The organism is Arthrobacter sp. 05L417, assembly GCF_056397865.1.
This window is the reverse complement of sequence record NZ_JBFTOG010000057.1, coordinates 29,789-49,655: the sequence shown is the minus strand read 5'-3', so window position 1 is coordinate 49,655 and position 19,867 is coordinate 29,789. Positions and strand designations below refer to the sequence as shown.

The window sequence follows — 19,867 nt, the reverse complement described above, 5'->3', positions numbered from 1 at the left end:
GCCATCACGACCTGGATCGAAAGGACCTACCACCGCCGGCGACGGCAAAGACGGCTGGGAAAACTCACGCCAATCGAATATGAAACAATCAACCGGACCGCGCTCACAGCGGCCTAAGACCCCGAGTCAACAAAAGCCGGGGCAGTCCCATACGCGCCATGGCTGCGTCGATGCCAACGCGGGAGACGCTCAGGCGAGAGTGGAAAACGCACCCAAGGAAGCTGCGAAGGCTGAGGCCGTGGCTCGCAAGGTCTTTGAGTCCGACGATCCCCCTGCTCAGCTTGGCACTCTGGCTTCCGGCGGCTGGAACACTTCGTCCTGGGTGATAGGAACGAATGCCTTCGGAGGGTGGCTTTACAAGCTGACCGTTAGTGGCGGATGGTGTGGCAAGGGTTCGTCAGCAACACGTTCCTGGTTCAACGGCACGTGGGGTGAGACGTTTGCAATCGGGTGGCGCGACAATGGCCAGGTCTCCAGCCACGCAATCATCTCGGGCGGCTCGGGAGATGACCAATCATGCAGCCCTTGGTAAGGAAGCGCTCAGGTGTTGCGCTCTCCAGATTTTTCCTGCTGGGAGCGGCCATCTTGTTGATTTTGCCGCTCTATCCGTTCACGGCTATCTCTGCTGTCCTGTCAGGATCTGCCCTCTTTCTTGCAGCCAGAGAAACGCCGAGCCGGAACCGCACCGTCACCATCGCCGCGGCCGTTGTGCTGCTCGGAATGGTCATCCTCTTGACGCTCCTGAGCCTGCAGACAGGAACAATTGGCCCCCACAGCGGCGAGGTCTCAAAAGTGTAGCTCCCGCTGTTCATCGCTCTCAGGCGCGCACGACGGCGACACGCCCCGGAAAGGACACGCCGTCGTTGTTAATTCCTTCGATCCGGCTGATGCGTCGATCGCCAAAAGCCGTTCCTTCTTGGGCGCCGTCGTGCCACACTTGATGCACTATCGAGTGACTGGGGGGATCCGGGTCAGGAGATTGGTATGTGTGTTCTGATGCACCCCCGCACTTCGGGCCGCCGACTGGTGGTGAGCGAACCATGATTATCGGTTGGGCTTACTTCATGGCGGGAGTAATGACAGTTGATGGGCTCTTGCTGGGATTGCTGCTGCTGAACGTGAAGTGGCCCAAACACTGGAAGCGAAACGGCTAAGCCGCGGTACCTGCCAGACCTAGAGCACCTTGCGTATCGACTCTTCGAAACTCACCACGTGGTGCAGGGCGAGCGCAGACGCGCGGTCCGCATCGCCGTCGGCGATTGCAGTGAGCAGTTCTGCGTGCTCTGCGACGTGGCCCGTCACTGAAGGCATCTTGTCCAGCATGTGGCACCAGATGCGGGTTGCCAGGTTGTCGTAGCGGATCAGCACGTCCTCAAGGTGCGGATTGGCCGCTGCCCTGTAGATGAGCCGGTGCACCTGGATGTCGTAGCGCATGAGTTCCTGCTGGCCGGCGTCGTGTGCCTCCAGGCCGCTGATGGCTGCGGCGACCTCGCGCAGCTCTTCCCTCAGCTTCGGGCTGGCCATGCGGGCAGCCCGCCGTGACGCCAAAGGCTCAAGCAGCTCCCGGATTTCGGAGACGTTCGCGAGTTGGGTGATGTCGACGCCGGTGGCGAAGGTTCCCCGGCGGGGATACGACACCACAAGGTGGTCGCTTTCCAGCCGCTTGATGGCCTCGCGCACGGGTGTCCGCCCGATGCCGAGTTCCGCGGCGATCTGCCCGTCGTTGATGGGGTCTCCGGGTTTGATGTCCAGCATGATGAGCCGGTCGCGTAGGAGCAGGTAGGCGTTTTCCGCCAAGGACGTTCCCTGCGTGCCCGTGTCCGGTGCTTCCAGTGCAGTGCTCATGTGCCTCTCCCGTTTGCCACAATTCCAAGTCTGGCGGATCGGTTGCCGCCGGGCTGTTGACGGCTGTGTGATCTTCAACATACTATGGCAATAGTTCTAATATATCAGTTGCTGATTAGTCAGTAAATATAAGTATCTCAAAAGGAGACCACGATGGTTGAACCGCTGATCCGCTCGCTCGCCCAGGCGGACCCGGAGGTTGAACAGGCGATCGCCCAGGAACTCATCCGCCAGCAGTCCACGCTGGAAATGATCGCCTCCGAAAACTTCGCCCCTGCAGCCGTCATGCAGGCACAGGGCTCGGTCCTGACCAACAAGTACGCGGAAGGCTACCCGGGCAAGCGCTACTACGGTGGCTGCGAGCATGTCGACGTCATCGAGCAGCTGGCCATCGATCGCGTCAAGGCCCTCTTCGGCGCGGAAGCCGCAAATGTCCAGCCGCACTCCGGCGCCCAGGCCAACGCCGCGGCCATGTTCGCGCTCCTCGAGCCGGGGGACACCATCATGGGCCTCGACCTGGCACACGGTGGCCACCTGACCCACGGCATGCGGATCAACTTCTCCGGCAAGCTGTACAACGTAATCCCGTACCACGTCAGCGAATCCGACCTCCGGGTGGATATGGCAGAAGTGGAAGCCCTCGCCCTGGAACACCGCCCGAAGCTGATTGTTGCCGGCTGGTCCGCCTACTCGCGCCACCTGGATTTCGCCGAATTCCGCCGCATCGCCGACCTCGTGGGCGCCTACCTCATGGTGGACATGGCCCACTTCGCCGGCCTCGTCGCAGCGGGACTGCACCCCAACCCGGTGCCGTATGCCGACGTCGTGACCACCACAACCCACAAGACACTCGGCGGCCCGCGCGGCGGGGTCATCCTGTCGAAGGAACAATACGCACGCAAGATCAACAGCGCGGTTTTCCCCGGCCAGCAAGGCGGCCCGCTGGAGCACGTGATCGCGGCCAAGGCTGTGGCCTTCAAGATGGCGGCAGAGCCTGAATTCCAGGAACGCCAAGCACGGGTGCTGGAAGGCGCCAAGCTCCTGGCCGAACGATTCCTGAAGGACGACGTGGCCGCAGCAGGGATCTCGGTGGTCAACGGAGGCACCGACGTCCACTTGGTCCTCGTTGACCTGCGCCACTCGGAACTGGACGGCCAGCAGGCCGAGGACACCTTGCACCGCATCGGCATCACCGTGAACCGCAACGCCGTCCCGTTCGACCCCCGGCCGCCGATGGTTTCCTCCGGACTCCGCATCGGCACCCCGGCGCTCGCCGCCCGCGGCTTCGGTGCCAAGGAATTCGCGGAGGTCGCGGACATCATCGCGACGGCGTTGATCGCCGCAGCAAGCAGCGGCACCTTGGGCGACCAGGCCGCCGTCGAACTCCGTGCGCGGGTTACCGCACTCGCCGAGCAATTTCCGCTTTACCCGCATCTTTCCCAAAGCGGTAGCGACAACGACGCCGCTGCCACCGAACTTGAGGCAGAAATGATTGGAGCAGCCCAGTGAGCGCAGACCAACTCCCCGAACACCCGGATTTCCTGTGGCGTAACCCGGAGCCCAAGGCTTCCTACGATGCCGTGATCGTGGGTGGTGGCGGCCACGGCCTGGCCACCGCGTACTTCCTGGCGAAGAACCACGGCATGACCAACATCGCGGTCCTGGAAAAGGGCTGGCTGGCCGGCGGCAACATGGCGCGCAACACCACCATCATCCGTTCCAACTACCTGTGGGACGAGAGCGCTGCTATCTACGAGCACGCCCTGAAGCTCTGGGAGATCCTGCCCGAGGAACTTGAATACGACTTCCTCTTCAGCCAGCGCGGCGTCATGAACCTCGCCCACACCCTCGGCGACGTCCGCGAAAGCATCCGCCGCGTCGGCGCGAACAAGCTCAATGGGGTCGACGCCGAATGGCTGGACCCGCAGCAAGTCAAGGAACTCTGCCCCATCCTGAACATCAGCGACAACATCCGCTACCCGGTCATGGGCGCCACATACCAGCCACGGGCCGGCATCGCGAAGCACGACCACGTAGCCTGGGCCTTCGCCCGAAAGTGCGATGAACTCGGCGTGGACATCATCCAGAACTGCGAAGTGACGGGCTTCCTCAAGGACGGCAACCGCGTGGTGGGCGTCCAGACCAACCAGGGAACCATCCACACCGAAAAGGTTGGCCTCGCCGCCGCCGGCCACAGCTCCGTCCTCGCCGAAATGGCCGGCTTCCGCCTCCCGATCCAGTCCCACCCCCTCCAGGCGTTGGTGTCGGAGCTGCATGAACCCGTCCACCCCACGGTGGTCATGTCCAACCACGTGCATGTCTACGTTTCCCAAGCACACAAGGGCGAACTGGTCATGGGCGCGGGCGTCGACTCCTACAACGGCTATGGCCAGCGCGGCTCCTTCCACGTGATCGAGCACCAGATGGCTGCCGCCGTGGAACTCTTCCCGATCTTCGCCCGGGCCCACGTGCTCCGGACGTGGGGCGGAATCGTGGACACCACTATGGACGCCTCGCCGATCGTCGGTACCACCCCGGTGGAGAACATGTTCGTCAACTGCGGTTGGGGAACCGGTGGCTTCAAGGGCACGCCGGCTGCCGGCCTGACCTTCGCACACACCATCGCCACGGGTACGCCGCACGAGCTCAACAAGCCGTTTTCGCTGGAACGCTTCGAGACCGGTGCCCTGATCGACGAACACGGCGCCGCCGCCGTCGCCCACTAGCCGCAGCCCCACTAGCCGCAGCCCTTTAGGAGACCAACCATGCTGCTCATCAGCTGCCCCAATTGCGGGCCACGAGACGAAACAGAATTCCACTACGGCGGCCAGGCCCACGTGGCCTATCCGGAAAACCCGGACGAACTGACCGACCGCCAGTGGGCCGAGTACTTGTTCTACCGCGACAACACGAAAGGCGCCTTCGCCGAACGCTGGGTGCACAGCACGGGTTGCCGCCAATGGTTCAACATGCTCCGTGACACCGTCAGCTACGACATCCAGGCCATCTACAAAATGGGCCAACCGCGACCTGACATGGAACGCGCCGATGTGAACACCTCAGCAGCCACCACCCCGGAAGGAGCAACCAAGTGACCCCGCAGAACGCCCGCCTCGCCACCGGCGGCCGCATCGACCGCAGCATCTCATGGCGCTTCACTGTGGACGGCCAGGAATTCACCGGCCATCCCGGCGACACTGTTGCTTCCGCACTGCTGGCCAACGGCCGCATCAACGCAGGCAACTCGCTCTATGAGGATCGGCCCCGCGGCATCATGTCTGCCGGCGTGGAAGAATCCAACGCCCTGGTCAAGGTGGCTGCCCGCTTCCCCGGGCATGTCGCCGAGTCGATGCTTCCGGCAACCACCGTGTCCCTCGTGGACGGGCTCAACGTTGAGTTCCTGAACGGCCTCGGCAAGCTCGATCCCAACGAGGACCGCGCCGAGTACGACAAGAAGTACGTCCACACCGACGTCCTGGTGGTTGGCGGCGGCGTTTCCGGCCTCGCGGCTGCCCGCGAAGCGGTCCGCACCGGTGCCCGGGTCATCCTGATCGATGACCAGCCCGAACTCGGCGGCTCGCTGCTCTCCGGCTCCACTGTTCCGGAACTCGCCGAGGTGATCGAAGGCAAGCCGGCCCTGGAATGGATCGCCGACGTCGAGGCGGAGCTCGTTTCCGCCGCCGAATGCACCGTCCTCAACCGCACCACCGCGTTCGGCTCCTACGACGCGAACTATGTGATCGCGGCACAGAACCGTACGGACCACCTCGGCAGCCCGGCCGCCGACGGCGTCTCCCGCCAGCGTATTTGGCACATCCGTGCCAAGCAGGTGGTCCTGGCCCCCGGCGCCCACGAGCGTCCGCTCGTCTTCGAGAACAACGACCGGCCCGGCATCATGCTGGCCTCGGCGGTCCGCAGCTACCTCAACCGCTATGCAGTCGCCGCCGGACGGCGGGTCGTCATCGGCACCACCAACGATTCGGCCTACTTGCTGGCCGCGGATCTGCTGGCCGCTGGTGTCAAGGTCGCCGCCGTCGTTGACGCCCGCCCGAAGCTCAGCGACAAAGCTGCCTCCGCCGTCGAAAGCGGCATCCGCGTCCTCGTCGGCAGCGCCGTCGCCGATACCTCCGGCGCGGGGGAGAACGGCCGGATCGACGGCGTCACCATCCGCAGCCTCAACGACGACGGCGAAGTCACCTCCGGCGTCGAACGGATCGCTTGTGATCTGCTGGCGGTCTCCGGTGGCTGGAGCCCCGTGGTCCACCTCCACAGCCAGCGCCAGGGCAAGTTGCGCTGGGACGATGACCTGGCCGGCTTCGTGCCGAGCTCCGTGGTCAGGGACCAGCAGGTTGTCGGCTCCGGCCGCGGCAGCTACGAACTGGCAGACTGCCTCGGCGAAGGCGTATCAGCCGGTGCCGCGGCAGCCATAGCCGCGGGATTCAACACCGAGACGGTTCCCACACCGGTCTCCGAGCCGAAAGCCTCCGCCCCCACCCGCCAGTTGTGGCTCGTGCCGGGCCAGAGCGGAAACGCGGGGGAGTGGCACCACCACTTCGTCGACTTCCAGCGCGACCAGTCCGTGGCCGACGTGCTCCGTTCCACAGGGGCCGGCATGCGCTCGGTGGAACACATCAAGCGGTACACCTCCATCAGCACCGCCAACGACCAAGGCAAGACGTCCGGCGTCAACGCCATCGGCGTGATCGCGGCGGCCCTCAAGCAGGCTGGCGAGGCCTCCGCCGGAGGCAGTCGCAGTATCGGTGACATCGGAACCACGACGTACCGTGCCCCGTTCACGCCGGTGGCCTTCGCGGCATTGGCCGGACGTCAGCGCGGCGAGCTGTTCGATCCCGCCCGCGTGACCTCCATCCACCCTTGGCATGTTGCCCAGGGAGCGCTCTTCGAGGACGTCGGCCAGTGGAAGCGTCCGTGGTACTACCCGCAAGCGGGCGAGGACATGGACGCCGCAGTGCTCCGTGAATGCGCCGCAGTCCGCGAGTCGGTGGGCTTCATGGACGCCACCACCCTCGGCAAGATCGAGATCCGCGGCAAGGATGCCGGTGAGTTCCTGAACCGCATTTACACCAACGCGTTCAAGAAGCTTGCCCCCGGCTCGGCCCGCTACGGCGTCATGTGCACCCCGGACGGCATGATCTTCGACGATGGCGTGACCTTGCGCCTCGACGAGGGCCGCTTCTTCATGACCACCACTACCGGCGGCGCCGCCAAGGTCCTTGACTGGCTCGAGGAATGGCACCAGACCGAGTGGCCGCAACTCGACGTCGTGTGCACTTCGGTGACCGAACAGTGGACCACGATTGCCGTCGTCGGGCCCAAATCCCGCGCCGTGATCGCCAAAGTCGCCCCGCAGTTGGCGGCCGACGGAGGGCTCGACGCCGAAGCATTCCCGTTCATGACGTTCCGCGAAACCACGCTGGCCTCCGGAGTCCAGGCACGGGTTTGCCGCATTTCGTTCTCCGGTGAGCTTGCCTACGAAATCAATGTTCCGTCCTGGTACGGGCTCAACACCTGGGAAGCCGTTGCTGCCGCAGGTGCCGAGTTCAACATCACCCCCTACGGTACGGAGACCATGCACGTGCTGCGTGCCGAGAAGGGCTACCCGATCGTCGGGCAGGACACGGACGGCACCGTCACCCCGCAGGACGCAGGGATGGAGTGGATCGTTTCCAAGGCCAAGGACTTCATCGGTAAGCGTTCATACAGCCGCGAAGACGCAGTCCGCACGGACCGCAAGCACTTGGTCAGCGTCCTCCCGGCGGATGGTTCGTTCCGTCTCCCGGAAGGCACCCAGCTCGTGGAAAAGGGAATTCCGGTCAACCCGGCATACGGTCCCGTGCCGATGCAGGGCTTCGTGACCTCGAGCTACCACAGTGCCGCCTTGGGCCGGTCCTTCGGCCTGGCACTGATCACCAACGGCCGCAACCGCATCGGCGAGACCCTGGTGGCCTCCGTCGGCGACCAGTTGCTGGACGTCGTTGTGGGAGAAACCGTACTTTTCGACGCTGAAGGGACCCGTAAAGATGGCTGAAACAGCAACACCCGCAAACCCCGAGACGCTCCGTGCGGCACGCCGCAGCCCGGCGTCGCACCTCGCGCCGACCTTCGAGTCCGGTTCCGTGGCCGGAACCGTGGCGCTGAAGGAAATCCCGTTCCAGACCATGGTGGGGATCCGGGTTGACAGGAATTCCGACGCCGGAGCCCGCCTCGCGTCCGTGACCGGCGGCCTGCCGGTCGCCTGCGGCGAGATCAGCGGGGATGAGAGGGCAACCACCCTCTGGCTTGGGCCGGACGAATTCTTGGTGGTCGCACCGGAATCGGCCCACGATTCCCTGGGCGGAGACCTTGTCCGCGCCCTGGTGGAGGCCCTGGGCGACGACCCGGGCCAAGTGGTGGACTTGTCCGCCAACCGCACCACCTTCGAACTGTCCGGGATCCGTGCCCGGGACGTCCTTGAAAAGGGGTGCTCGTTGGACTTGCACCCCCGCGCCTTCCGCGCCGGAACAGCCTTGGCCACGGAAATCGGCAACATCCCCGCCATGCTGTTCAAGACCGGCGAGGACAGTTTCCGGATCTTTCCACGGGCTTCGTTCGCCGACTTCCTGGGCCGCTGGCTGCTTGACGGCATGAGGGAATACGCCTCTCCTGAGGTCCCCTGATGGCACTGAGCGTTCTTGACCTGTTTTCCATTGGCATCGGGCCGTCGTCGTCGCACACGGTCGGCCCGATGCGGGCGGCAAAGCAGTTCACCGACGGCCTGGAATCCTCCGGGCAACTCGCGGCAACGGTGCGCGTCCAGGCAGAGCTCTTCGGCTCGCTGGGCGCCACCGGCCGCGGCCACGGCTCGGACAAAGCCGTGGTGCTGGGACTGCAGGGCCAATCGCCGGAAACGGTGGACACGTCCACTGCCGACGACCAGGTTGCCGCGGCCGCGCTTGACGCCGAATTGCGGATAGCCGGACATCACCGCGTGGACTTCAACTGGGACGAAGACGTGCTGCTGCACCGACGCAAATCCCTGCCTGCCCACCCCAACGGCATGACTTTCCGCGCCCTCAACCACGCAGGGACAGTGCTCAGCGAACGAAGCTACTATTCGATCGGCGGTGGCTTTGTGGTGGACGGTGACGCGTCCGGAAGCGACAAAGTAGTGGCCGACAGCACCGTGCTGCCTTATCCGTTCACTACGGCGGACGAGCTCCTGGCGATCTGCGCACGGGAGGACATGTCCATTTCCGATGTCATGCTCGCCAATGAGCTCGTGTGGCGCAGCGAGGCAGAGCTTCGCGAGCGGCTGCTACAGATCTGGGCAGTCATGCGCGAATGCGTGGACAATGGCTGCTCCGCGGAAGGAATCCTGCCGGGAGGCTTGAACGTGAGGCGACGGGCGCCGTCGTTGTTCAAGACGCTCAGGGACACCGACGCCGGACTGCAGGGCTCAAGCTCGGCAGACCCGCTGCTCGCCATGGAATGGGTGAACCTGTTCGCGCTGGCCGTGAACGAGGAAAACGCGGCCGGCGGTCGGATCGTCACTGCACCCACCAATGGAGCGGCCGGTATTGTCCCGGCTGTCCTGCACTATTACACGAAGTTCGTGGCGGGATCCGACGACGACGGCGTGGTCCGCTTCCTGCTCGCGGCGGCCGCCGTCGGGATCCTGTTCAAGATCAACGCGTCCATTTCCGGCGCCGAGGTCGGCTGCCAGGGTGAAGTGGGTTCCGCCTGTTCCATGGCCGCCGCGGGCCTGTGCGAGGTCCTCGGTGGCACTCCCGAGCAAGTGGAGAACGCCGCGGAAGTGGGTATCGAACACAATCTTGGCCTCACATGCGATCCCGTAGGCGGGTTGGTGCAGATTCCGTGCATCGAACGCAACGCGATCGCCAGCGTGAAGGCCATCAATGCCGCCCGCCTTGCCCTGCATGGCGACGGCAGCCACAAAGTGTCCCTTGATAAAGCCATCAAAACCATGCGAGAGACAGGAGCGGACATGAAAAGCAAGTACAAGGAGACCTCCCGCGGAGGCCTCGCCGTCAACGTAGTGGAGTGCTAGCCATGACTGTCACACAGAACGAACCCGCATCGCGACGTGGGGCGGCACTGCCGGTTACCACCGTTGAGCATGTCCTGACGCTCGACTGCCCGGAGACCCGGGGGATCGTGCACGCCGTTTCCGGATTCCTCCTGGAACACGGCTGCGACATCATAGACAACAAGCAATTCGATTCCCAACTGGACGGCCACTTCTTCATGCGGATCCACTTCGCATCGGAAGGTGACGAATCGACCATCGACTCGCTACGTGATGCCTTCGCGCCTGTTGCCGAAAAGTTCGGCATGCGCTGGCAGCTGCAACGCCATGGTGCCAAGCGGCGGGTGCTGATCATGGTCTCGAAGTTCGAGCATTGCCTCAACGACCTCCTGTTCCGGGCCCGCATCGGGGAACTGCCAGTCGAGATTGTCGGGGTAGTCTCCAACCACCCGGACCACAGGCGGACAGTCGAATGGCATGGCATTCCGTTCTTCCACGTGCCCGTCACCCCGGACACCAAGGCGGCGGCCGAAGGACAACTTCTTGACCTCATCGATCGCCTGGACGTCGAGCTGGTGGTCCTGGCACGCTACATGCAGGTCCTCAGCGACGATCTCGCGCGGAAACTCGACGGCCGCGCCATCAACATCCACCATTCGTTCCTTCCCAGCTTCAAAGGTGCCAAGCCGTACCACCAGGCCTATGCGCGAGGCGTAAAGACCGTCGGTGCCACCGCGCACTACGTCAATGGCGAGTTGGACGAGGGGCCGATCATCGCCCAGCAAGTGGTGGAAGTGGACCACACCTTCGGTCCTGACGACCTGGTGGCGGCCGGCCGCGACACCGAGTGCAAAGCACTCAGCAACGCCGTCCGCTGGCACTGCGAAGGCCGCGTGATCCTGCAAGGCAACAGGACCGTAGTGCTCAAGTAGGGTTTGAACGGCCCACCAAAGGGTGGGCCGTTCAGGCGTTGCGAGCCGGGTTTTCCTCGCATAGGGTTGCAGTTGCCGGTCACCGGCAATCATTGGGGGGCGAGGTACTCGCCATTTTGAAAGGCGCGTACATTCGTGATCCGTCGGAAAGGCGGCATAATAGCCGCTTGCATTTTTGCAATCACCGTAGTCTCATCTACAGCTGTCCCGGCCCAAGCCGTTGATCCAGTCATCACCATCGATCCGACACCTGCGTGGGCGCAGATCTACGCCAACAACCCACCGGTGCAGCTCTCGTCGTCGGCGACGACCCTTGACCTCAAACTCCCGTCGGACGCTTCCGCGGTGCTCGGCAAGAGCGTGAACAGCACACTCCATTACGGGATCTACAACGCGGAGGACAACACGGCCACGCCACTTCTTGCCGGCGACGCCGTGGCCGACTCCTCAACCCTCCACCTGTCTATCCCGATCCCGCAGGGCTTGGGGGGCCTGACCCCGGGATCCATGCAGTACTGTCATGACGCCACGGGGAATTGCGCCAACACCACCGTCCCGCCCCAGGCCTACTCCGGTTTTGTCGTAGTGGTCACGGGAACTCCTATCGCGCCGGGAAACGGCGGGATCTTCGTCCAAAGCGGCCTGACAGCCGGGGGGCCGGCCGGGTCCCCGACTGCTTCGATTGACTTTGGCCTTTCGCAGGCCCTGCCACTGACCTTCTTCATCCAGAAGGACTCCACCACCTCACTGGCTTCCTACACGGACAAGTTGATCTTCCGCAGCGTGCCAGGGTATTTCACCTCCGGACCGGACAAGACCTGGACCAACGCCTTTCCCTACGGCTACTTCTGGAAGTCGGGCACTCCCGGAACCAGTACCAACGCCCAAGTGAGCTACAGCGCGGACGGAAGCAAGGCGATCGCCACCGTGCCCACCGGCTCCATCCCTCAGGTGTGCTCCACACACCCGGAATATTTCGTCATGGGTGTCGCAGACGGCGCGATCGACGCGGCTCGCTACGCCCTCGCCAAGGTCGCCCTGGGAACCCCGCAGTGCACCCAGCGGTTCTCCGACGTCCCCGTCAGCAGCCAGTTCTACCGCGAGATCCAGTGGCTCGCGAGCCAGGGCATCACCACGGGCTACCCGGACGGAAGCTACGGGGCGTCCCTCCCCGTACACCGGGACGCGATGGCCGCCTTCCTCTATCGTCAGGCCGGCTCGCCCTCCTGGACGCCACCCGCAACCTCACCATTCGTGGACATGGCACCCAATTCCGCGTTCTACAAGGAAGTCACGTGGCTGGCGCACTACCGCATCACCACGGGCTGGGTAGACGGCAACGGCCAGCACAGCTTCCGTCCCGGTGACAACATCAACCGGGATGCCATGGCAGCCTTCCTCTACCGCTTCAGCGGATCACCCGGCTGGACCGCCCCGGCGACGTCCCCGTTCAACGACATCACCCCGCAATCGGACTTCTACAACGAGATCACCTGGCTGGCTGCGGCCAAGGTCAGCACGGGTTACGCGGATGGAACCTTCCGGCCCTTGAGCCCGGTCAACCGTGACGCCATGGCCGCGTTCCTCCACCGCTGGCAGACCGAGTGGTACCTGGGCACCCAGTAGGGATGGTCATGCAGCCCGGAGCCGGGCCAGGCGGGTTGCCAGATGAAGCGCGGCCAGCCGGCCTGTTCCCCGGGGATCCCCGCCACACAGCTCGAAAATCCGTTGGAGCCGGTGGTGCATCGACTGCCGTTCCAAGTGCAGTTCCCGTGCCGCCTGTGCCGTGTTGCACCCCGTATCCAGCCACACCGCCAACGTCCGCATCAGCTCCGAGCGCCGCTGCTCGTCATGCTCGACGACGGCGCCGAGCTGCCGCCGCACGAATCCCTCGCGGGCGGCCTCGTCGAGGCTTGCTTCCGCCAGGCGCTCGACGGCGAAGTCCTCCGCGTTCACCACGGCGTTCGCGTCTGCCGATCCGGATCGCTGGATGGTCCGCGGGATGAGCTCAAGCGTCCGGCGCGCCTCTGCCAGCGACCATGGCGCCTCGCCGATTCCCTGGGCCAGCGGACCCACGGCGATGACCGAGCCGTCGGGAACTTCCAAGGCCTGAAGCGCTTGGATGAGCGCGATGCGCGAGGCCACTGCCGCGCCGTGGGGGAGCGCGGCCAAGGCGATCAATTCGGCGTTGTCCGCATAACTCGCGCTTTGCGGAACCGCGTCATGCAGGATGCCGTCGAGCTGTGTCCGGAGTTGACCAGCCGCTGAGGAACGCACCACGACGGCGGCTACCGGCCCGCTCGCCGCGAACCCTGAGGCCGGTCCCAATTGCTGGAGACGCCATGACTGGGTACCCGAACTGATCGCCCGCATGAGCTCGATGCCGGCAAGTTCCTTGAGCCCGGGAGGCATGCGTTGCAGCAACGCCAAGCCGAGGATATCGACGCACCGCTCGCCAGCCACTCGCGCGAGGTTCGCGTCGCCGTCGTCGGGCACTTCCAACTCCAGGCGGGCCGCGAGCACGCCGCGGACGGGCACATCGACTGTGGTGACGGTGCAGGACTCGGGCTGCACGCCCGTCGTCGCGCTTCCCAAAGTGATGCCCGACGGCGAGACGAGCCTTGCGCCTGCATCCGTCCGGCTGGCCAGCACGGCGAGGAGCTGATCCAGTCCGCCTCCATGCGCGAGTTCCGCCGCCATGGCATGGCTCGTTTCGTCGCCGAACTGCAATTGCGCGACCGATTCGCTGACCAGCAGCGAGTTGATGGCTTGCATGATGCCGACGAAGGGGGCCACTTTGCACAACTCGATGATGGGCAGCCCGGCCTCCTGGCCGGCGTCGAGCATGGACTCGGGTATGGCGGGCAGCTCGGGACCTGTCTCGATGGCCAGAGCGGTGATGCCGCGCGCCGCCAGTTGGCGGACGTAGTCCACCCGCCGCTCGTCCGAAGCGGTGGCGAGGCCCTGCCCCCCGCTCAGGAGCAGCTCCCCGCCCCGAAGCAACGGAGCGATGTCCAGCACTTCGCTTGAATGGACCCAACGGAGCTGGCGGGACAGGGCCTCGGGCACATCCGTCCGCAGGACTGGTTCAGCGGCTTTCAGGCTCTCGTGTTCGAAAGCGTCGGCAAGGAGCAGGGACATGACACTCCGTAACTAATTGTTGGGATCTATCGTACACATCGTATCTTGTTGCTGTGATGTGGGGCACATACATTGAAGTAGTCCCTTTCCTACACGGAGGATCCCCCAATGCACGAGAACCTATCCACTGCGACGCCTGGGGCTGCAACGGCGCAGACCGACGTCGAACAGAACCTGCAGTCCATTCCCGAATCAGCGCGTACCCGCAGCGTAGCGGGCCAATTCTGGATCTGGGCAGGCGCAAACCTTGCCCCGATCAACTGGGTCCTCGGGGCCCTCGGCGTCCAGCTTGGACTGGGCTTTGCCGATACCGTCACCGTCCTGGTGGTGGGAAACCTGATCGGCATGGCGCTCTTTGGCCTGTTTGTCCTCCTGGGGCAGCGGACGGGTGCTACCGGCATGGTCCTGGCCCGGGCCGTCTTCGGCCGCCGCGGCAACTACCTCCCGAGCGCCATCCAGGCACTCCTCGGAATCGGCTGGTGCGCCGTCAACACCTGGATCATCCTGGACCTCGTGATGGCACTCCTCGGCAAGCTCGGCATGGTCGACCCGGAGCAGCCCAACGTGGGCCCCAAGATCCTGGTGGCCTTCCTGATTATGTCCGCCCAGGTCACCATTGCCTGGTTCGGCTACAAGGCGATCGCGGCTTTCGAAAAGTGGACCGTCCCGCCCACCATCGTGGTGTTGATCGCCATGTCCGCCGTGGCCTGGTTCGGCATGAACATCGATTGGGGCTACGCGGGCCCTCCCGGTGCTGTCCTTGAAGGCGGGGCGCGAATCGCGGCGATGACCACCGTGATGACTGTCATCGGCATCGGTTGGGGGATCACCTGGTTCACCTACGCGGCGGACTATTCACGCTTCGTCAGCAAGTCCGTCCCCAAGCACAAGGTTTACCTTGCCTCAGTATTCGGCCAGTTCCTGCCGGTGGTGTGGCTCGGCATCCTGGGCGCGAGCCTGGCAACGAAGAGCGGCACGGCCGATCCCGGCCACCTCATCGTCGACAACTTCGGCGTCCTGGCCATCCCGGTGCTCTTCCTGGTGTTGCACGGTCCCATCGCGACGAACATCCTGAACATCTACACTTTTTCGGTGGCTGCCCAGGCACTGGATATCAAGGCCAAGCGTCGTTCCTTGAACCTCTTCGTCGGGCTCCTGGCCTTGGTCGGCGTCGTGTTCTTCATCCTGCAGGAGGATTTCGCGTCAACACTGAGCACGTGGCTCGGCGGGCTCGTGGCGTGGGTGGCCGCGTGGGGAGGCATCATGCTGGTGCACTACTTTTGGGTGGACAAGCGTAGCCCCGTGGCAGTCGAGCGACTCTTCGATCCCGTGGGCACCCGGCGGCTTCCTGCATTCAACTGGGCCGGGATCACCGCGCTCTTGGTGGGCATCTTTGCCACATGGCTGTTCATGTACGGCGTCCTGCCGATCATGCAAGGCCCCATCGCCACGGCCATGGGCGGGATCGACTTGTCCTGGCTGGCCGGTGGACTTGTTGCCGCCGCGGTCTATGGCGCTTTGGGCCCCCGGGTCCATGCCCGATACCTCCCGCTGGCATCCGCGGCCGCAGTGCCTTCAGAAACTGCAGTGCCTTCCGCAGGCGCGTCGTCGCAGCCCCTTGCGGAAGACGCCGTCGCCAATCTGGTCAACGACTGAAAGGACGCCCGATGACCACCAACGCTTTTCCTGACGAGGCACACTCGATCACTTGGCCTGAAGGCTTCAGGGCCGCGGCGTCCTTCACGTTCGACGTCGACGCCGAATCCTGCACCATCGCGCACGATCCCACGAGCACCAGGCGCATGTCCCTCATGAGCCACCAGTCGTACGGCCCTAGGGTCGCTGTTCCACGGCTCCTGAAGATCCTCGAGCGCCAAGAGATCCAGGGAACCTTCTTCATCCCGGGGTTCACGGCGGAAAGCTACCCGGACGTGGTGCGGCGGATCGTCGACGGCGGCCATGAAGTCGCCCACCACGGCTACCTGCACGAACCCATGCAGGGAATCGACGCCGCCACCGAGGCCAACTACCTGGACCGCGGGCTCGAAGCCCTCGCGAAGGTAGCCGGGGTCAGGCCGGTCGGTTACAGGGCGCCGTGGTGGGAGCTGAACTGGCATTCGCCGGCGCTGCTCGCGGACCGCGGTTTCCTTTACGATTCAAGCCTGCTCGACGGCGATGCTCCCTACCGCATGGCGGTCGCCTCGCGTGATTCACGGGACGTTGATTCAGGGGACATCGATTCACGGGACATTGTGGAGATTCCCGTGGATTGGGCCTTGGACGATTGGGAACAATACGCGTTCTATCCGGGAGTGACAGGAAGCGGCGTCATCGAGAGTCCTTCCAAGGTCTTGGAGATGTGGACCCTCGAAGCCGAGGCCCACCACGCCCAAGGCAGTTGTTTCGTCCTGACCAACCACCCGTTCATCTCCGGCCGTCCATCCAAGGCCGTTGCCTTGGAGCAGTTGATCGAGCGAGTCAAGGCTATGGACGGGATGTGGGTGACCACCTTGGAACGGATCGCCGAACACACAAAGGCCACGGTGAACGAGATCCACAGCCATGCCCGCATTGAGGTCCCGAGCTATCCAGGCGCCGGGGCCAGCTTCAAACCTGCCCGCGTCTTACAACCCGCCCCCAACTAGGCCCATCCCCGCCCAACTAGCTCGCAGTTGTTGTCGTTATCAGGGCTCAAAACGACATCTAATGCGAGCTAGTTGGGGTGGGGCGGGAGCTAAGGGTGGGCCGGGCTACAAGTCGCTGCGGCACAGGGCGGTGTGGAGTTTGTAAAGTCCATTCAGGTCTCCCGCCGCCAAGCCATCCGGGGCGCCGATCTCCGGGTACATGAGCTGGATTGGATCGTCTACGTGGTCTAGGCCCACCACGTGGCCCAATTCGTGTTGGATCACCGCGGAGACGTAATGCGCTCCGCCGGAGATGCCCAGCAGTTCCGTGATTTGCGGGGCGTCCAGGTCCAGGCTTCCCGTCACGTAGCTTTTGGGTCCGGAGCCGAAGCTGTACATGGTGCTGCCGCCAGTGCCGATGACGGATCCAGCCAAGCCCGGAGCCGCCTCGGGAGTGTTCCAGGAAATCAGCAGGGGTGCCCAACGATCTCCGTAGAGCGCGGGCTGGTACGGCTTGCGCTTCTCGGCGGGCTTTTCCGTGCTGGCGCCGTCGTCGATGAACTTGAGGCCCGTGGCAGCAGCGATCTTGGCGATGGCGTCGGCGATGAGCCCCTCGGATCCGGCCGGGGCGAGGGCTGCGTTGACCACGTAGTGCAATGGACGGCACGGAGAGTAGCTCACGGGTGTGCCGTCGGCATTGGTGGCCAGGAACTTGTAGGAGTTGCTGGCCACAGCGGGCTTGGCGGGGGAGCCGAGCGGGTGGCCGGCCTCTTCCAGTCCAGGCGGCGGGGTATCCGGCGCGCGGGCAGCCTTTTGCTGCCCTTGCGCGGGCGCCGCCTGCCCGGAGCTGCTTGCCGTGGCATGGGCGGAAGGAGCCAGGTTCGGAAGCAACCCGGTGATGACGGGGTCTCCCCGGAGGAAGCCACTGACGAGCACGGCTACGGCCGCAACCACGGCCACCACCATCACGTTCCGGAACAGCGCCAGCGCGGTACTGGCGCGTTTGGGTGGCGGGCCGCCGTCGAACCCGTAGTTTGAATGCACGTCTTCTCCCCAAGTCCCTGTACCGGCGCCCCCCGGGCCGGCGCTGCTATCCGATCACAGCGCCGAAGACGAGGCCCAGCCCATACGTGGCCGCGGCCGCACCGAGTCCGATGGCGAGCTGCCGGAGGCCGCGGGTCAGGGGCGAGGTCCCGGACAACAAGCCGACGACGGCGCCAGTCGACAGAAGCGCGATGCCCACCAGCGTACCGGCCACAGCAAGCGCTGCGAAGCCCGTCATGCCGAAGATGAACGGCAGGATGGGCACGATGGCGCCCGAAGCGAAGAAGCAGAAGCTCGAGATCGCGGCGCCCCAGGCGGAGCCCACGGCCTCGTGCTCATTGACGGTTTCTTCCACTTCGGGGTGGAGGGAGAGGCTGGGATCGCAATCGCAGCTGTAGAGGCCCATGCGCTCGGCGGCCCGGTGTTCGGCGGCTTCGCGGGACATGCCCCGGGCCAGATATACCAGGACCAGCTCATTGTGCTCGATGTCCAGGGCCGGGGCTGCGGTCAGCGTGGCCTGGGTGGGGCGAGTGGCCTTGAGGAGCTCGAGTTGCGAGCGGACCGAGACATACTCGCCGGCACCCATGGACAGCGCGCCCGCCAGGAGGCCGGCGATACCGCTGAACAGGACCACGGTTGCGGGAACGCCCGTGGCCGCCATGCCCATCACGAGGGAAAGGTTGCTGACCAAGCCGTCGTTGGCGCCGAATACGGCCGCGCGGAAGGTGCCGGACAACCTATTGCGGCCGCGCGTCGCCAGGCCACGGACTACTTCTTCGTGGATCTGTTCATCAGCCGCCATGGCGCGGGTTGCTGCTGGATCCTTCGTATAAGGCGAACGGCCTTCAGCCCGTTGGGCGAGGGCCAGCACGAACACGGATCCGAAGTTCCGGGCCAGGAAGCCGAGCATTTGGCTCCGGACGGAGGCTGCCTTGGGCATGCCGGCATGTTCGCCGAGGAGCTTGAGCCAGTGCGCCTCATGGCGGCCCTCGGCATCTGCGAGAGCCAACAGGATTTCGCGTTCCTCGCCATCGCGGCGCTGCGCCAGTTGACGGTACACGGCGGCCTCGGCGCGCTCGTCCGCCAAGTACTGCCGCCAGCGCTTGATGTCCGACGACGACGGGGGAGTCTTGGGGGCTGCTTCGTCTTGCGATGGACTGCTTGAGTCCGACGGATTGTCTGAATACGAGGGTTTTGTGTGCGGGTGCACCGGGACTCCTGGGTCGCTGGGGCGGGCTTCATCGCCTCATTGCGGCTCCACTCTATCGCCAATTTCCGCGGTTTTTCGGCCGGTAATCCTCACTGGACATTTTAGGCGTGCCTCAAAAACCGGGAGGCTCGCGGGAGGCCTTGACCGCCGCAGGGGGCAGTGCTGGGATGGATGGACAGGGTCCACGAATTGGCGGGGTGGCGTTGGACCGGCTGCCTCACTTGCCTGTCCGATGGGCTCAGCGGCACGTCGAACGGAGGTTGCACCATGGACAGCACCGAGACCCACGCCCGCCACCCCGACCGTCCCACGGTCGAGGCCGATCCCGCCTACGACTACAGCGAAGACCTGGAGGTGGACGAGGACTGGGAGGAACAATCCGAGGTCCTCGACGACGACGAACGGGTGGTCCCGCTCGACGCCGAGGAACACCGCGAGGACGAAGAGTTCGAATAGCCTCTGCTCGCTGAACCGGCCTCGCTGAACCTGACTCGCTGAATCCGGGTCCTAGAACGCGCTCAGGATGAAGTGCCGCTGCACGCCCGCCCGGTGCCCGGTTGCCGCCACCGTGAGGGTGAGTTTCCGTGTCGCCGGGAACCAGCGGGCGGGCTGGACCGCTTTTGAAAGCGCTTCGGTGATGAGCCGTGGCTCATGATGCCAATAGCGTTCCAAGTTTCCGTCCACCACGAACGTGATGGAGCCTTGGGAGAGGTCGACGCCGGGAATCACCCGGACGAACTCGTCCACCCGTCGGGGGCGTGGCAACAAGAGGCTTCCGGTCTGGGTGGTGCGCTCAGCTGTGGCGGTAGCGCCGTTTTCGAAAGGCATGGCCTTCTCCTGTGGAGTTGCTCTTGCCCGTTCGGTTGTCTCTGGTCCGAGCCGGGCCGCTTCTTCATCCGAACCACCCGTGAACATGGGGTTGGCGTGTGGCAAGTCGGAGCTTGGCGCCACATCTCTTGAAGCTGTTCCTACTGTACATGCAGGCGCGGCGCCGCACCTCTCGAAGGAGAAGGTGCGGCGCCGC

Annotated in this window: 17 protein-coding genes and 1 riboswitch; of the genes, 12 read left to right on the top strand and 5 right to left on the bottom strand. The window is 64.6% G+C overall.

Features of this window, described 5'->3' with window-relative positions:
* Nucleotides 1–516: 516 nt before the first annotated feature.
* Complete coding sequence (locus AC1DJW_RS25245; RefSeq protein WP_476902824.1) at nt 517–798, top strand: hypothetical protein; 282 nt, start codon at nt 517–519, stop codon at nt 796–798.
* 375 nt (nt 799–1,173) lie between these two features.
* On the opposite strand, the gene AC1DJW_RS25240 is transcribed toward AC1DJW_RS25245, so the two are convergent.
* Complete coding sequence (locus AC1DJW_RS25240; protein ID WP_284751435.1) at nt 1,174–1,845, bottom strand: GntR family transcriptional regulator; 672 nt, start codon at nt 1,843–1,845, stop codon at nt 1,174–1,176.
* A 153-nt stretch (nt 1,846–1,998) separates the two neighbouring features.
* Here AC1DJW_RS25240 and glyA point away from each other — a divergent pair, with 153 nt between their 5' ends.
* The 8 genes from glyA (at nt 1,999) to AC1DJW_RS25200 (ending at nt 12,450) form a co-directional block, all read left to right on the top strand.
* The gene (glyA, locus tag AC1DJW_RS25235; protein WP_284751436.1) at nt 1,999–3,354 is read left to right on the top strand and encodes a serine hydroxymethyltransferase; all 1,356 of its coding nucleotides are present in this window, start codon (nt 1,999–2,001) and stop codon (nt 3,352–3,354) included.
* Nucleotides 3,351–4,571, top strand: a complete 1,221-nt coding sequence (locus AC1DJW_RS25230) for a sarcosine oxidase subunit beta family protein (RefSeq protein ID WP_284751437.1) — start codon at nt 3,351–3,353, stop codon at nt 4,569–4,571. The genes glyA and AC1DJW_RS25230 overlap by 4 nt, the downstream gene beginning before the upstream one ends.
* Before the next feature lie 39 nt (nt 4,572–4,610).
* On the top strand, nt 4,611–4,940 hold the full coding sequence (locus AC1DJW_RS25225) for a sarcosine oxidase subunit delta (RefSeq protein ID WP_476902823.1): 330 nt from the start codon (nt 4,611–4,613) through the stop codon (nt 4,938–4,940).
* Nucleotides 4,937–7,894 carry an FAD-dependent oxidoreductase gene (locus AC1DJW_RS25220; protein WP_476902822.1) on the top strand — a complete coding sequence of 986 codons (2,958 nt, stop codon included), beginning with the start codon at nt 4,937–4,939 and terminating at the stop codon, nt 7,892–7,894. Before AC1DJW_RS25225 ends, AC1DJW_RS25220 begins: the two co-directional genes overlap by 4 nt.
* The gene (locus AC1DJW_RS25215; protein ID WP_390283246.1) at nt 7,887–8,522 is read left to right on the top strand and encodes a sarcosine oxidase subunit gamma; all 636 of its coding nucleotides are present in this window, start codon (nt 7,887–7,889) and stop codon (nt 8,520–8,522) included. Before AC1DJW_RS25220 ends, AC1DJW_RS25215 begins: the two co-directional genes overlap by 8 nt.
* Complete coding sequence (locus AC1DJW_RS25210; RefSeq protein ID WP_284751441.1) at nt 8,522–9,913, top strand: L-serine ammonia-lyase; 1,392 nt, start codon at nt 8,522–8,524, stop codon at nt 9,911–9,913. Before AC1DJW_RS25215 ends, AC1DJW_RS25210 begins: the two co-directional genes overlap by 1 nt.
* Nucleotides 9,914–9,915: 2 nt before the next feature.
* The gene (gene purU, locus AC1DJW_RS25205; protein WP_390283250.1) at nt 9,916–10,824 is read left to right on the top strand and encodes a formyltetrahydrofolate deformylase; all 909 of its coding nucleotides are present in this window, start codon (nt 9,916–9,918) and stop codon (nt 10,822–10,824) included.
* 135 nt (nt 10,825–10,959) lie between these two features.
* Nucleotides 10,960–12,450 carry an S-layer homology domain-containing protein gene (locus tag AC1DJW_RS25200; protein ID WP_284751443.1) on the top strand — a complete coding sequence of 497 codons (1,491 nt, stop codon included), beginning with the start codon at nt 10,960–10,962 and terminating at the stop codon, nt 12,448–12,450.
* A 6-nt stretch (nt 12,451–12,456) separates the two neighbouring features.
* Here AC1DJW_RS25200 and AC1DJW_RS25195 read toward each other — a convergent pair whose 3' ends face one another.
* The gene (locus tag AC1DJW_RS25195) at nt 12,457–13,965 is read right to left on the bottom strand and encodes a PucR family transcriptional regulator (RefSeq protein WP_476902821.1); all 1,509 of its coding nucleotides are present in this window, start codon (nt 13,963–13,965) and stop codon (nt 12,457–12,459) included.
* Between the two features lie 108 nt (nt 13,966–14,073).
* On the opposite strand from AC1DJW_RS25195, the gene AC1DJW_RS25190 reads away from it, so the two are divergent.
* Together AC1DJW_RS25190 and AC1DJW_RS25185 are read left to right on the top strand one after the other, a co-directional pair.
* Nucleotides 14,074–15,621: a purine-cytosine permease family protein gene (locus tag AC1DJW_RS25190; RefSeq protein WP_476902820.1), complete on the top strand. Its 1,548-nt coding sequence runs from the start codon at nt 14,074–14,076 to the stop codon at nt 15,619–15,621.
* A gap of 11 nt (nt 15,622–15,632) precedes the next feature.
* Entirely contained in the window at nt 15,633–16,610 is a 978-nt protein-coding gene (locus AC1DJW_RS25185; RefSeq protein ID WP_476902819.1) for a polysaccharide deacetylase family protein, read from the top strand.
* Between the two features lie 105 nt (nt 16,611–16,715).
* Here AC1DJW_RS25185 and AC1DJW_RS25180 read toward each other — a convergent pair whose 3' ends face one another.
* Entirely contained in the window at nt 16,716–17,576 is an 861-nt protein-coding gene (locus tag AC1DJW_RS25180) for a matrixin family metalloprotease (RefSeq protein WP_459342645.1), read from the bottom strand.
* Between the two features lie 103 nt (nt 17,577–17,679).
* Nucleotides 17,680–18,843 (bottom strand): VIT1/CCC1 transporter family protein, encoded by a 1,164-nt coding sequence (locus tag AC1DJW_RS25175; protein ID WP_284751447.1) that lies wholly within the window; start codon nt 18,841–18,843, stop codon nt 17,680–17,682.
* 267 nt (nt 18,844–19,110) lie between these two features.
* Here AC1DJW_RS25175 and AC1DJW_RS25170 point away from each other — a divergent pair, with 267 nt between their 5' ends.
* The gene (locus AC1DJW_RS25170; RefSeq protein WP_059388139.1) at nt 19,111–19,299 is read left to right on the top strand and encodes a hypothetical protein; all 189 of its coding nucleotides are present in this window, start codon (nt 19,111–19,113) and stop codon (nt 19,297–19,299) included.
* Nucleotides 19,300–19,350: 51 nt separating this feature from the next.
* Here the strand turns inward: AC1DJW_RS25170 and AC1DJW_RS25165 are convergent, their stop codons facing one another.
* The gene (locus tag AC1DJW_RS25165; protein ID WP_284751448.1) at nt 19,351–19,671 is read right to left on the bottom strand and encodes a hypothetical protein; all 321 of its coding nucleotides are present in this window, start codon (nt 19,669–19,671) and stop codon (nt 19,351–19,353) included.
* Nucleotides 19,672–19,685: 14 nt separating this feature from the next.
* Nucleotides 19,686–19,805, bottom strand: a riboswitch (SAM riboswitch).
* Nucleotides 19,806–19,867 lie beyond the last annotated feature (62 nt).

Excerpts from the sequence above, each read along its gene's own strand:
- AC1DJW_RS25245 (WP_476902824.1), top strand. The coding sequence starts at position 517 with ATGCAGCCCTTGGTAAGGAAGCGCTCAGGTGTTGCGCTCTCCAGATTT.
- AC1DJW_RS25240 (WP_284751435.1), bottom strand. The coding sequence starts at position 1,845 with ATGAGCACTGCACTGGAAGCACCGGACACGGGCACGCAGGGAACGTCC.
- glyA (WP_284751436.1), top strand. The coding sequence starts at position 1,999 with ATGGTTGAACCGCTGATCCGCTCGCTCGCCCAGGCGGACCCGGAGGTT.
- AC1DJW_RS25225 (WP_476902823.1), top strand. The coding sequence starts at position 4,611 with ATGCTGCTCATCAGCTGCCCCAATTGCGGGCCACGAGACGAAACAGAA.
- AC1DJW_RS25215 (WP_390283246.1), top strand. The coding sequence starts at position 7,887 with ATGGCTGAAACAGCAACACCCGCAAACCCCGAGACGCTCCGTGCGGCA.
- AC1DJW_RS25210 (WP_284751441.1), top strand. The coding sequence starts at position 8,522 with ATGGCACTGAGCGTTCTTGACCTGTTTTCCATTGGCATCGGGCCGTCG.
- purU (WP_390283250.1), top strand. The coding sequence starts at position 9,916 with ATGACTGTCACACAGAACGAACCCGCATCGCGACGTGGGGCGGCACTG.
- AC1DJW_RS25195 (WP_476902821.1), bottom strand. The coding sequence starts at position 13,965 with ATGTCCCTGCTCCTTGCCGACGCTTTCGAACACGAGAGCCTGAAAGCC.
- AC1DJW_RS25190 (WP_476902820.1), top strand. The coding sequence starts at position 14,074 with ATGCACGAGAACCTATCCACTGCGACGCCTGGGGCTGCAACGGCGCAG.
- AC1DJW_RS25185 (WP_476902819.1), top strand. The coding sequence starts at position 15,633 with ATGACCACCAACGCTTTTCCTGACGAGGCACACTCGATCACTTGGCCT.
- AC1DJW_RS25170 (WP_059388139.1), top strand. The coding sequence starts at position 19,111 with ATGGACAGCACCGAGACCCACGCCCGCCACCCCGACCGTCCCACGGTC.
- AC1DJW_RS25165 (WP_284751448.1), bottom strand. The coding sequence starts at position 19,671 with ATGCCTTTCGAAAACGGCGCTACCGCCACAGCTGAGCGCACCACCCAG.